Here is a 13305-nt window from a genome sequence, read left to right as displayed (position 1 = left end):
GGGTGCGGGGCGGGGCCGAGGGGTGCGCCCCCGGCCCTGCCCCGCCCGGACCCTGGTGTCAGCCCTTCTCGGCCCGGCCGGCGGCGGCCTTCTTCGCGGCGCCGGACGCCTTGGCGCCGGCCGTCTTGGCGGCGGGCTTCTTGCGCTCCGCAGCGCCGTCGGCGGACTGGACGGTCTTGCGGGCCGAGGTGCGCTTGCGGGCGGCGGGCACGCTCGCGGCGGCGTCGCTGATCCGGTCCGCGTCGAGGATGTCCCGGAGGAACTTGCCGGTGTGGCTGGCGGGGACGCCCGCCACCTGCTCCGGGGTGCCCTCGGCGATCACCAGGCCGCCGCCGCTGCCGCCTTCCGGCCCCATGTCCACGAGCCAGTCCGCGGTCTTGATCACGTCCAGGTTGTGCTCGATGACGATGACCGAGTTGCCCTTGTCGACCAGCCCGGACAGCACCGCGATCAGCTTGGAGATGTCCTCGAAGTGCAGACCGGTGGTCGGCTCGTCCAGCACGTACACCGTGCGGCCGGTGGAGCGCTTCTGCAGCTCCGAGGCGAGCTTCACGCGCTGTGCCTCGCCGCCGGACAGGGTCGGCGCGGGCTGCCCGAGCCGGACGTAGCCGAGACCCACCTCGTTGAGGGTGCGCAGGTGGCGGGCGATGGTCGGCACCGCCTCGAAGAAGCCGAGCGCCTCCTCGATCGGCATGTCCAGCACCTCGGCGATGGACTTGCCCTTGTAGTGGACCTCCAGCGTCTCCCGGTTGTAGCGCGCCCCGTGGCACACCTCGCAGGGGACGTAGACGTCCGGCAGGAAGTTCATCTCGATCTTGATGGTGCCGTCGCCGGAGCAGTTCTCGCAGCGGCCGCCCTTGACGTTGAAGGAGAACCGGCCGGGGAGGTAACCCCGGACCTTGGCCTCGGTGGTCTCGGCGAACAGCTTGCGGACGTTGTCGAAGACGCCGGTGTACGTCGCCGGGTTGGACCGCGGGGTGCGGCCGATCGGCGACTGGTCGACGTGCACGACCTTGTCGACCAGGTCGTCCCCGTCCACCCGGGTGTGCCGGCCCGGCACGGTCTTCGCGCCGTTCAGCTCGCGGGCGAGGTGGGTGTACAGGATGTCGTTGACCAGGGTCGACTTGCCGGAGCCGGAGACTCCGGTGACCGCGGTGAGGACGCCCAGCGGGAAGGAGACGTCGATGTCCTGGAGGTTGTTCTCCCGGGCCCCGTGCACGGTGAGCTGCCGGGAGGGGTCCACCGGGCGGCGGACCTCCGGCAGCGGGATGGACCGCTTGCCGGCGAGGTACTGCCCGGTCAGCGACTCCTTGTTGGTGAGGAGCTGCTTCAACGGGCCGGAGTGGACGACCTTGCCGCCGTGCTCGCCGGCGCCGGGGCCGATGTCCACCACCCAGTCGGCCACCTTGATGGTGTCCTCGTCGTGCTCGACGACGATCAGGGTGTTGCCCATGTCGCGAAGCCGGACCAACGTCTCGATCAGGCGGTGGTTGTCCCGCTGGTGCAGGCCGATGGACGGCTCGTCCAGCACGTACAGCACGCCCACCAGGCCGGAGCCGATCTGCGTGGCGAGCCGGATGCGCTGGGCCTCGCCGCCGGAGAGGGTGCCGGCGGCGCGGTTGAGCGAGAGGTAGTCCAGGCCGACGTCGACGAGGAACCGCAGCCGTTCGTTGACCTCCTTGAGCACCCGCTCGGCGATCTTCTTGTCGCGGGCGGTGAGCGTGAGCCGCGCCAGGAAGTCGGCGCAGTCGCTGATGGACATCGCGGAGACCTCGGCGATGGACTTGTCCATCACCGTCACGGCCAGCACGATCGGCTTGAGCCGGGTGCCCTCGCAGGTGGGGCAGGGCACCTCGCGCATGTAGCCCTCGAAGCGCTCCCGGCTGGCGTCGCTCTCGGCCTCGCTGTGCCGCCGCTTGACGAAGGAGACGGCGCCTTCGAAGGCGGGGGTGGTGTAGGCGCGCTCGCGGCCGTAGCGGTTGCGGTAGCGGACCTCGACCTGGGTGCGGTGGCCGTACAGCAGGGCCTTCTTCGCCCGGGCCGGCAGCCCCGCCCAGGGCATGTCGGTGCGGAAGCCGAGCGCCTGGGACAGGCCGCCGATCAGCCGCCCGAAGTACTCCTTGGTGTGCCCGTGCGACCAGGGGTGGATGGCGCCGTCGTCCAGCGACCGGTCCTCGTCGGGGACGATCAGCTCCGGGTCGACCTCCATGCGGGTGCCGATGCCGGTGCAGTCGGGGCAGGCGCCGAAGGGCGAGTTGAAGGAGAAGGAGCGGGGCTCCAGCTCCTCGAAGGACAGGTCGTCGTACGGGCAGTACAGGTGCTCGGAGTACATCCGCTCGCGCTCGGGGGCGCCCTCGGGGAGGTCGACGAAGTCGAGCACGACCATGCCGCCGGAGAGCCCGAGCGCCGTCTCCACGGAGTCGGTCAGCCGCCGCTTGGCGCTGTCCTTGACGGTGAGGCGGTCCACGACCACCTCGATGGTGTGCTTCTCCTGCTTCTTCAGCGTGGGCGGCTCGGAGAGCTGGATGGGGTGCCCATCCACCCGGGCGCGGCTGTAGCCCTTGGTCTGGAGGTCGGAGAAGAGGTCGACGAACTCGCCCTTGCGCTCGCGCACCAGCGGCGAGAGCACCTGGAAGCGGCTGCCCTCGGGCAGCTCCAGCACCTTGTCCACGATGGCCTGCGGCGACTGGCGGGTGATGGGCCGGCCGCACTGGGGGCAGTGCGGCTTGCCGATGCGGGCGAACAGCAGCCGGAGGTAGTCGTAGACCTCGGTGATGGTGCCGACCGTGGAGCGCGGGTTGCGCGAGGTCGACTTCTGGTCGATCGAGACGGCCGGCGAGAGGCCCTCGATGAAGTCCACGTCCGGCTTGTCCATCTGGCCGAGGAACTGCCGCGCGTACGAGGAGAGCGACTCCACATAGCGGCGCTGGCCCTCGGCGAAGATCGTGTCGAACGCGAGGGACGACTTGCCCGACCCGGACAGTCCGGTGAAGACGATGAGCGAGTCACGCGGAAGGTCGAGCGAGACGTTCTTCAGATTGTGCTCGCGCGCGCCACGGACGATGAGACGGTCGGCCACGCCGGTCCGCACCTTTCGTGAGGAGAAGAGGGCTTGGGAGAAGCGGGGGCACGGCCCCCTCCCGGCACCGCCGGCCTAGGGGGCCGTCCGGTGCTCGGGGTGCCGAATCGGACGGGGGCCGGGCCGGCGGGTGTCAGACTTCAAGGATGCCTCCATCGAGCGTATAGCACGTGCATTCGATTTCTGGCCTTTCACGGCCTGGTTCACCCGAACGTGTGGCGAACGCCCCGATCCGCCTCCGGACCCGCCCCCGGTATGCGGCCGCCGGCACCCCGACCGCGCACCACCACGTACAACACCGACGGCGCCGAGATCGGTGCCCGCCCCCGGCAGGCAATCAGCCCGGCAGGGGCCCCGCGGCCGGGACGCCGCGGCCTGCACCGCTCTGGCGCACAGCTCCGGTCCCGAAAACCCTACGACCCGGCACTGACAACGCCGCCCCGTCGCCCTTCCGGCCCGCTCCGCCCCGGCTGCACGGCGGCCCTTCACCGCGGGCCCGGCCCGGCGCTAGGGTCAGCCGCATGATCGATCCTGTGCAGGACCTGGCCGCCCTCGGCCAGGCGACCGACCGCCTCCTGGCCGCGGCCGCGGCGCTGGACGAGACCGCGCTGGCCGCGCCGTCCCGGCTGCCGGGCTGGAGCCGCGGCCATGTGCTCGCCCATCTCGCCCGCAACGCCGACGCCCTGGTGAACGTCCTGCGGGGCCTGCCCATGTACGTCAGCGGCGAGGCCCGCGAGAAGGACATCGAGCGCGACGCCCCGAGGCCGTCGGCCGTCCAGGTGGCCGACGTCCGCGACACCGCGGAGCTCTTCGCCGCGGAGGCCGCCGCGCAGGACGACTGGGAGCGCCGGGTCGAGCTGCGCAACGGGGTGACCGACCGGGCCGCCCGGGTCCCGTTCCGCCGGCTCGTGGAGATCGAGCTGCACCACGTGGACCTCGGCGTCGGCTACGAGCTGGAGGACCTGGCGGATCGTTTCACCGCCCAGGAGACCGACTTCCTGGCCGACCGCTTCTCCGGGAACGCCACGGTCCCGCCGACCAGGCTGCTGGCCGGCGGCGCGGAGTGGCGCACCGGCGGGAGCGAGGGCGCCGAGGTGACCGTCTCCGGTTCGGCGGCCGATCTGGTGGGCTGGCTGGCCGGGCGCCGGGACGGGGCGGCGCTCACCGTGTCCGGCGGCCCGCTGCCCGTACTGCCGCCGCTATAGGCTGAGTTCCATGACGTACAGCGGAGCGGTCAAGGTCGGCGGGCCCGCCGACGTGCACGAGCTGGCGGACCTGATGATCTCCAAGGTCGCCGTGGGCTCGATGGACAACAACGCGTATCTGCTGCGCTGCCGCGCCACCGGGGAGCAGCTCCTGGTCGACGCGGCGGCCGAGCCGCAGACGCTGCTGTCGCTGATCGGCGGCGACGGCATCGCGGGCGTGGTGACCACGCACCGCCACGGCGACCACTGGCAGGCGCTGGCGGAGGTCGTGCGGGCCACCGGCGCCCGTACCTACGCCGGGCGGTACGACGCCGAGGGGATCGGCGTCCCGACGGACGTGCCGGTGGAGGACGGCGACACGGTCCGGGTGGGCCGGGTGGAGCTGACCGCCCGACGGGTGGTGGGCCACACGCCGGGCTCGATCGTGCTGGTCTACGACGACCCGCACGGGCATCCGCACGTCTTCACCGGCGACTGCCTGTTCCCGGGCGGGGTGGGCAACACCCGGGGAGACGCGGAGGCCTTCGCCAGCCTGCTCGGCGACGTCCAGGCCAAGCTGTTCGACGTGCTGCCGGACGAGACCTGGGTCTACCCGGGGCACGGCGACGACACCAGCCTGGGCGCCGAGCGCCCGAGCCTTCCGGAGTGGCGCGCACGCGGCTGGTGAAGCCGCGAGGAGCGGATACGGCAGGAGCCGTCCCCCCGATGGTTCGGGGGGACGGCTCCTGCCGTGTGGGCCGCTGCGCCCGGCGGGGCGGCCGCGCCCGGGGTCAGGCCTCGATGCTGTCCTTCGACGCGTCGCCGCCGGCGGCCTTCTCGGCCTCCAGTCGCTCCTTCTTCTTCGAGGCCATCAGGCTGGTGATGGTGGTGATCACCAGGACGCCGCAGATGAAGGAGAGCGAGAACGGGATGCTGATCTCGGGGACGTGCACCCCGGACTCGTGCAGCGCGTGCAGCACCAGCTTCACGCCGATGAAGCCGAGGATCACCGACAGTCCGTAGCTCAGGTGGACCAGCTTCTTCAGCAGTCCGCCGATGAGGAAGTAGAGCTGCCGCAGACCCATCAGGGCGAAGGCGTTGGCGGTGAAGACGATGTACGGGTCCTGGGTCAGGCCGAAGATCGCGGGGATCGAGTCCAGCGCGAACAGCACGTCGGTGGTGCCGATGGCCAGCATGACCACCATCAGCGGGGTGAGGACGCGCTTGCCGTTCTCCCGGATGAACAGCTTGGTGCCGTGGTAGCGGTCCGCGACGCCGAAGCGGTTCTCGATCGACTTGAGCAGGCGGTTCTCCTCGAACTCCTCGTCCTCCTCGTCGGCCCGCGCCTCCTGGATCAGCTTCCAGGCGGTGTAGATCAAGAACGCGCCGAAGATGTAGAAGACCCAGGCGAAGTTGGAGATGATCGCGGCGCCCGCGGCGATGAAGATCGCGCGGAGCACCAGGGCGATCAGCACGCCGATCAGCAGCACCCGCTGCTGGAGGTGGGAGGGCACCGAGAACTTCGCCATGATCAGGACGAAGACGAAGAGGTTGTCGACGCTGAGCGACTTCTCGGTGATGAAGCCGGCGAAGAACTCACCGGACGCCTGGCTTTCGCCGGCGACCAGCAGGCCCAGGCCGAACAGTGCGGCCAGCACGATCCAGACGACCGTCCAGATGCCGGCTTCCTTGAACGACACGTCATGGGGCTTGCGCCCGATGAAGAAGTCGACCGCGATCAGGGCGGACAGACCGAGGATGGTCGCCACCCAGAGGTTGATTGAAACGTCCACTGCGCCTCCGGCGTCGTACGGCTATGGATCAGCGTCGTCGCTGCCGGAGGTCTCTTCCACCCGGATCGCCGGCGCTCTTACGCCGACTGCACCGCGGGCCGACGCCCCGGGACCGGTCTCTGTCCGACCGTCCGTACTGACGGGAACGCCGCAGGCGGGAGTACTCCCCTCCGCCTCATGAACACTACCCCAGCGGCCAAGGAAAGGTAAAGAAAAAGGTAAAGGATTCCCAAAAGCGCAGTTCAAGGTGCTTGACGAAGGGATCAGCGGCGGGACGCGGCGAGCGCCGCCCCCACCCCGCCGAGGACGCCGCTGCCCGCCGGGACGACCGGCGGCTGGTACGTCCAGGCGTGGCCGACCCAGGGGTCGGCCAGGTGCTCGTCGGGCACGGGGGGCAGCCGCAGCAGCGAGGACCACAGCGGGTCGAGCACGGGTCCGTAGGCCGCGGCGTCAGCCCGGTCGGCGACCAGCAGCAGATGCACCCCGACCGCCGGCCCCTCGTCCGCGAGGTAGCGCAACCGGGTGACGGACCGGTCGTCGAAGCCGTACGGGAAGTCGTTGACGATGAGCAGCCGGGCGGCCGGGTCGAGGTCGGGCGGCAGCGCGTCGGCGGCCCCGCCGCGCATCGCCATCCGCACCAGCTCCACCCGCCGCACCACCCGGTCGAGGACGGCGGCGACGCCCGCGGCGCCCTGGGGCGGGGGCGCGAGGAGCCCGGCCGCGGTCAGCGGGGCGAACGCGGCGGCCCCCGTGCCGGCCGGGTCGACGGCGTCCAGCTTGTACGCGCCGGGCGGGTGCGCGGCGAGCAGCCGCACCGCGTGCATTACGGCGGTGCGCACGGCCAGCTCGCGGAGGCCGGCACCGTCCGGTGCGGCCGCGCCGGACGCCGGGCCGCGCCCGCCGTCGATCCACAGCCCGCGCTCCAGGGGCAGCCTCATCAGCACGGGTATGCGCAGTTCCGGCCGCTCGGGCAGGTGCAGGTCGCCCAGGCGCACGGCCATGGCCGGCTCGGCCGGGGGCCGGTAGGCCTGCCAGGCCGGGTGGTCCCAGGGCGCGTAGGCGGGCGGCAGCGCCGGCTCGACGACCTCCGCCTCGGCGGTGAGCTGGGCCAGGTCCCGGTCGAGCGACTCCCGGGCCCGGCCGGTCAGCTCGTCGTACCGCGCGCCGGCGGCGGCCCGGGCCGCGTCCCCGGCGGAGCCCAGCCGGGCCCGCGGGTCGGCCAGGGCACGGTCCAGCTCCTGCTCGCGGCGGGAGTCGGCGAAGTCGACCGCGCTGCGGTAGGCGGCGGTCGTCCGCGCCAGGTCCTCGAACATGCCCCAGACCTGGTTGTACAGGCGCTCGTCCATGGTCCAGCCGGCGGCGTCGCCCGCCCATGGGGCCTCGGGACCGGACGGGGGCGCCGGCGGCGCGGGCTCCTGCCCGGATCCGGCGGGCCGGCGGCGGGGGTGCTGGTAGCTGATGGTCGTCCCGGGCGGCGCCGACGGCGGGCTCTGCGGACCCGGCAGGGCCGCGCCGGTCGGGGCCTTGGGCGCCGCGGCCGGTCCGGACGGGATGTCCGCCGCTGCGGCCCCCGTCGTCGCGGCCGGCGCGGACGCGGTCTGCGCCGGCGTGGCCGCCCGGTCCGCCGGCGGGAGCGCGGCGGCCGCGGACGCGGCTATGCCGCCGGTGGCGGCGTGGGTGCCGGGGCCGGCGCTGATGCCGGTGCCCGCGCCCGTGCCGGCGTCGTACGGGGCGTCCGGGAGGTGCGCGGGGCGGGCTTCGGCGGTGGCGGCGGCCAGGGTGGCGGCCGCGAGGTCGGCGGCGCTGGCCGGGGCGAGTCCCTGGTCGGCGAGGAGGGCGGACAGCCCGCCCGCGTAGCCCTGGCCGACCGCGCGGACCTTCCAGACGCCCTGGCGCCGGTAGACCTCCAGTGCGGCGACGGCGGTCTCGGCGTCCAGGCCGGTGAGGGTGTAGCCGGCGACGCCCGCGCCGGCCGCGCCCCCGACGGAGAGGCGCGGCGGCGGGGTGACCGAGCCGAAGCTGCCCGGACGCCCGGGGCCGCCGGGCAGGACGAGCAGCACGGTGATCCGGTGCGTCTCCGGGTCGAGGGCGGCCAGGTCCAGGGTGACCAGGTGCTCCGTGGCCGCCCGGGTGGGGATGGTGACGCCGGGCCGCGCGGGTGCGCCCGGGTGGACGACCCGCCCGGGGCCGGAGAGCCGTCCGGCGTCGTCGGCGAGGGTGGCTCCGGCGAGCAGCGGTGTGCCGGCCGACACCCTGATCTCCAGCCTGGTGTGCGGCAGCGGCAGGTTCTGCCCCCGGACCAGCTCGGCCGTCATGTCCCCGTGCCCCCTCTGACTGCTTGCTGCTGCGGCCCCGGGGAACCGGGGCCGCGTCGTCGACTGCCGGTGCCTACAGGTGCGGCAGGATCGCCGGCATGAGGTCCTTGAACGTGCGGCCGTTGGCCGGCGCGCCCAGGGCCGTCATCTGCCAGCCGCTTCCCGCGCGATGGACCTTGGCCATGATCTGCGCCGTGTACTGGCCGCCACCGTCGAGCGTGTAGCGGGCGAGCTCCTGGCCGTTGGTCTCGTCCACCAGGCGGCAGAACGCGTTCTGCACCTCCTGGAAGGTCTGGCCGGTGAAGGAGTTGACGGTGAAGACGATCTGGTCGACGTGGACCGGCACCCGCTGGAGGTCCACCAGGATCGACTCGTCGTCGCCGCCCTGCCCCGCGCCGCCCACCAGGTTGTCGCCGGTGTGCTTGACCGAGCCGTCGTCGCTGACGAGGTGGCGGAAGAACACCACGTCCAGCGCCTGCTTCTCGGCGAACAGCACCGCCGAGGCGTCCAGGTCGACCTCCCGGGTGCGCGAGCCGAACAGGCCGCGGCGCTTCGCCGCCTGCCAGCCGAGCCCCATCCGCACCTCGGTCAGGGTCCCCCCGTCGCTCTTCTGCAGGCTGATGGCCTGGCCCTTGGTCATGTTGACCGTCACGCGCTGTCCCCTCTCTTGGCGTTCCCCCGCCGCCGTCACCGGGTGCGGTTGGGCAGCACCCTACGCAGACCGGACCGGGCGGCAGCAGGACGGCCGGCATTTGTGGCGCTCTTGCAACATGCCGCGCCGCCACCGGCGCGGCATGCCACCATTCGGACGCCCCGGGCCGGCGCGTCAGGATCTCGAAGCTCCCGTGTCAGGCGATCTCGGAGCCCCCGTGTCAGGCGATGCCGGCCTCCTTCATCTGCCGGAGCTCCTTCTTCAGTTCGCCGACCTCGTCGCGCAGCCGGGCCGCCACCTCGAACTGGAGCTCCGCGGCCGCGGCACGCATGCGGTCGGTCATCTCCTCGATGATGCCGGCGAGTTCGGCGGCCGGGCGGTCGGTGACCAGGGCGCCGTTGCCCCCGGCCCTGGCCTTCCCCTTGGCGCCCTTGCCGCCCTTGCCGCCCGTCTGCGCGCCGTTCCCGCCGGGCGGGGTGTGGGCGGCGAGCGAGGGGACGGGGGTCTTGGCGGGCTTGCCGTCCTTGTTCTGGCGGTACCCGGTGCCGAGGAGCTGCTCGGTGTCGATCTCCTCGCGGGCGATGGTGGCCACGATGTCGTTGATCTTCTTCCGCAGCGGCTGCGGGTCGATGCCGTGGGCCGTGTTGTAGGCGACCTGCTTCTCGCGGCGGCGGTTGGTCTCGTCGATGGCCTGAGCCATGGCCGGGGTGACCGTGTCCGCGTACATGTGGACCTGGCCGGAGACGTTACGGGCGGCGCGGCCGATGGTCTGGATCAGCGAGGTGCCGGAGCGCAGGAAGCCCTGCTTGTCGGCGTCGAGGATGGCGACCAGCGAGACCTCGGGCAGGTCCAGGCCCTCGCGGAGCAGGTTGATGCCGACCAGGACGTCGTACTCGCCGGCCCGCAGCTCCCGCAGCAGTTCGATCCGGCGCAGGGTGTCGACGTCGCTGTGCAGATAGCGCACCTGGATGCCGAGCTCGACGAAGTAGTCGGTGAGGTCCTCGGCCATCTTCTTGGTGAGCGTGGTGACCAGGACCCGCTCGTCCTTCTCCGTGCGGGTGCGGATCTCGTGCACCAGGTCGTCGATCTGGCCCTCGGTGGGCTTGACGACGACCTCCGGGTCGACCAGGCCGGTGGGGCGGATGATCTGCTCCACGAACCCGTCGGAGCGGGACATCTCGTACTGCCCGGGGGTGGCGGACAGATAGACCGTCTGTCCGATCCGCTGCTGGAACTCCTCCCACTTCAGCGGCCGGTTGTCCAGCGCGGACGGCAGCCGGAAGCCGTGGTCGACCAGAGTCCGCTTGCGGGAGGCGTCCCCCTCGTACATCGCGCCGATCTGCGGCACGGTGACGTGCGACTCGTCGATGACCAGGAGGAAGTCCTCAGGGAAGTAGTCGAGGAGGGTGTTGGGCGCGGAGCCCGGCTCGCGGTCGTCGAAGTGCATCGAGTAGTTCTCGATGCCGGAGCAGGAGCCGATCTGGCGCATCATCTCGATGTCGTAGGTGGTGCGCATGCGCAGCCGCTGGGCCTCCAGCAGCTTGCCCTGCTTCTCCAGCTCGGCGAGGCGCTGCTCCAGCTCCCGCTCGATGCCGTTGACCGCCCGCTCCATCCGCTCGGGTCCGGCGACGTAGTGGCTGGCCGGGAAGACGGACAGCGACTGGTCGTCGCTGATGACCTCGCCGGTGAGCGGGTGGAGGGTGGAGAGGGCCTCGATCTCGTCGCCGAACATCTCGATGCGGACGGCGAGCTCCTCGTAGACCGGGAAGATCTCGATGGTGTCGCCGCGGACGCGGAAGGTGCCGCGGCTGAAGGCCAGGTCGTTGCGGGTGTACTGGATGTCCACGAAGCGGCGCAGCAGCTCGTCGCGGTCGAACTCGTCGCCGACCTTCAGCGGGACCATCCGGTCGACGTACTCCTGCGGCGTGCCGAGGCCGTAGATGCAGGACACGGAGGCGACCACCACGACGTCCCGGCGGGTGAGCAGCGAGTTGGTCGCGGAGTGGCGCAGCCGCTCGACCTCCTCGTTGATCGAGGAGTCCTTCTCGATGTAGGTGTCCGACTGCGGGACGTACGCCTCGGGCTGGTAGTAGTCGTAGTAGGAGACGAAGTACTCGACCGCGTTGTTCGGCAGCAGCTCGCGAAACTCGTTGGCGAGCTGGGCGGCGAGGGTCTTGTTCGGCGCCATGACGAGGGTGGGGCGCTGAAGCTTCTCGATCATCCAGGCGGTGGTCGCCGACTTGCCGGTGCCGGTCGCGCCGAGCAGCACGACGTCCTTTTCGCCGGCGCGGACGCGGCGGTCCAGCTCCGCGATGGCCGCGGGCTGGTCGCCGCTGGGCTGGTAGGGGCTGACGACCTCGAAGGGCGCCACCGAGCGTTCGATTGATGAGACTGGCCGCATGCCACCAACCGTACGACCCCCCACTGACAACGGGGCCGCGTCGCAGGTCACCGGGGTCGCGGTGGGGGGCCGGCGGCGGCTCGGCGCTGCTCAGCGGTGGGGCGCGGCGCTCCGTCGGCGGCTCGGGGCGCGCGGCGGGAGCGGCTCGGCGGGCCAGGCGGCCACCCGGCAGGCGTGCTCGCGGTCCGCGGCGCACGCCCCGGACGGGCGGTGGCCGGCCGGCGCGGTCCGGCGGCGGGGGCCCGGGTGCCGGCCGACGGACCGTGTCGCGTCCTGCGCGGCGTCGGCCGCCGGGACCCGGCGCCGGACCGCCACCACCGCGGCGACCAGCAGGAACAGCACCGGTCCCGCCAGCAGGGCGGCGATCACGGCGGGCGCCGCCGCCGGTCCGGCAGCGAGCGGGGCGGTCGCGTCGGCCGGCAGGGTCACGGTGACCGCGGCCAGGCCCGTGTAGTGCATGCCGGTGACCGCGGTCCCGGTGCCCAGGGCGGCGGCCGCGGCGGCGGCGCGGGGTCGGCGGGCGGACGTCGCGGCGCGCAGCGCCAGGGTCGCCGCCGCCACCGCGACGACCACCGACAGCGCGACCACGGAGGTGGCGTAGCCGAGGCTGCCGGGCACCCGCAGTCCGGTCATGCCGAGGTAGTGGGTGGTGGCGATGCCGAGGCCGATGACCGTCCCGCCGGTGATCAGCGACAGCGTGCTGGGGCCCCGGTGGCCCGCCACCAGCAGGCCCACCCCGGCCGTGGCGACCGCGACGGCGAGGCTGCCGGCGGTGACGAGCGCGTCCCTCCCGACCGGCGTCTCCGCGATTCCGAAGCCGGTCAGCGCCACCACGTGGGCGGCCCAGACGCCGCACCCCAGGGTGGTGGCCCCGAGCACCAGGCGCGGGCCGCGCGCCGCCCCCGGCCACATCCCGGGCCGGACCGCCGTCGGCCCCAGCAATCCGCCCAGACAGGCCAGCAGGAAGGCGGCCACCGGTGTGGCCAGCCCGTACCGGAAGCCCTCGACGGTCCCCTCCACGATGGTCCCCCTCCACGTCCCGTCCCCCCGCCCGCCGCACCGCCGGTCGGGGCGGCGGGCGGGCGCGCTCGGGCAGCCGCCCCTCGTGCGCGAACACGGGCGGCGGGCCGAACGTGCCATGTGTACCCGCTGGTAGGGCTCTTCGGCTACGGGTGGCGGGCCTCGAACAGAGATGGCACGCGGCGCTCCGCACCGTCGCTCGGGGCAGCTTCCCAGGTCGCGGGCCGGGGAATCGTTGTCAGCGGAGCGGTGGCCGGGTGGTCCCGCGGTCGGAGGCTCCGCTTGGTCGGTGGCCCCTCTGTCAGAGGTCCCGTTGTCAGAGGGGCCGTTGTCAGAGGTCCCGTTGTCAGAGGTCCCGTTGTCAGTGGGGGGTCGTACCGTCGTCGACATGGACAGTGACGACTGCGCGGGTCGGCGCGTGGAGTGGGCGGTGGTGGACAGTCCCATCGGGCCGCTGCTGCTGGCCGCGACCGAGAACGGACTGGTCAGCGTCGGTTTCCACGCCGATCGGCAGGTGCGGGACGCGGCGCTGCGGCGGCTCGCGTCCCGGTTGGGCGGGGAGCCGGTGGAGGACGCCTCGGGTCGTTTGGCCGAGTCCATAGGCGCGCTGGACGCGTACTTCGCGGGGCGGCTGCGGGAGTTCGCCGTCCCGCTGGACTGGTCGCTGGTCGGCGGCTTCCACCGGCAGGTGCTCCGCGAGCTGGCGTCCGGGGTGCCGTACGGGACGGTCGTCGGGTACGGGGAGCTGGCCGGACGGGTCGGTCAGCCGGGTGCGGCCCAGGCGGTGGGCGCGGCGATGGCCGCCAATCCGCTGCCGCTTGTGGTGCCCTGCCACCGGGTGGTGGAGGAGGGCGGCGGGAT

The 13305-nt window shown here is 72.8% G+C and carries 9 protein-coding genes; 3 read left to right on the top strand and 6 right to left on the bottom strand.

What is annotated here, in order from left to right; all coding sequences use genetic code 11:
* Positions 1–58 precede the first annotated feature (58 nt).
* On the bottom strand, positions 59–3079 hold the full coding sequence (gene uvrA / locus C6N75_RS12055) for an excinuclease ABC subunit UvrA (RefSeq protein ID WP_105868874.1): 3021 nt from the start codon (positions 3077–3079) through the stop codon (positions 59–61).
* A gap of 521 nt (positions 3080–3600) precedes the next feature.
* Between uvrA and C6N75_RS12050 the strand changes: the two genes are divergently transcribed.
* Positions 3601–4284: a maleylpyruvate isomerase family mycothiol-dependent enzyme gene (locus C6N75_RS12050; RefSeq protein WP_105868873.1), complete on the top strand. Its 684-nt coding sequence runs from the start codon at positions 3601–3603 to the stop codon at positions 4282–4284.
* Between the two features lie 10 nt (positions 4285–4294).
* Positions 4295–4951: an MBL fold metallo-hydrolase gene (locus C6N75_RS12045; protein WP_105868872.1), complete on the top strand. Its 657-nt coding sequence runs from the start codon at positions 4295–4297 to the stop codon at positions 4949–4951.
* Between the two features lie 103 nt (positions 4952–5054).
* On the opposite strand, the gene C6N75_RS12040 is transcribed toward C6N75_RS12045, so the two are convergent.
* From C6N75_RS12040 to C6N75_RS12020, 5 genes are all read right to left on the bottom strand, one after another.
* Positions 5055–6056, bottom strand: coding sequence for a TerC/Alx family metal homeostasis membrane protein (locus C6N75_RS12040; RefSeq protein ID WP_105868871.1), 1002 nt, complete (start codon positions 6054–6056; stop codon positions 5055–5057).
* Between the two features lie 263 nt (positions 6057–6319).
* Entirely contained in the window at positions 6320–8371 is a 2052-nt protein-coding gene (locus C6N75_RS12035; RefSeq protein WP_105868870.1) for a TerD family protein, read from the bottom strand.
* Positions 8372–8444: 73 nt separating this feature from the next.
* Positions 8445–9023 carry a TerD family protein gene (locus tag C6N75_RS12030; protein WP_105868869.1) on the bottom strand — a complete coding sequence of 193 codons (579 nt, stop codon included), beginning with the start codon at positions 9021–9023 and terminating at the stop codon, positions 8445–8447.
* A 220-nt stretch (positions 9024–9243) separates the two neighbouring features.
* Complete coding sequence (gene uvrB, locus C6N75_RS12025; protein WP_105868868.1) at positions 9244–11424, bottom strand: excinuclease ABC subunit UvrB; 2181 nt, start codon at positions 11422–11424, stop codon at positions 9244–9246.
* A gap of 90 nt (positions 11425–11514) precedes the next feature.
* Positions 11515–12444, bottom strand: coding sequence for an MHYT domain-containing protein (locus C6N75_RS12020; protein WP_181160446.1), 930 nt, complete (start codon positions 12442–12444; stop codon positions 11515–11517).
* A 388-nt stretch (positions 12445–12832) separates the two neighbouring features.
* Here C6N75_RS12020 and C6N75_RS12015 point away from each other — a divergent pair.
* Positions 12833–13305 (top strand): methylated-DNA--[protein]-cysteine S-methyltransferase (locus tag C6N75_RS12015; protein WP_105868866.1); only part of this gene is annotated, 473 nt, incomplete at its 3' end.

The organism is Streptomyces solincola (assembly GCF_002982015.1).
Lineage (GTDB): Bacteria > Actinomycetota > Actinomycetes > Streptomycetales > Streptomycetaceae > Streptomyces > Streptomyces solincola.
This window is presented reverse-complemented; position numbering and strand designations above follow the sequence as displayed.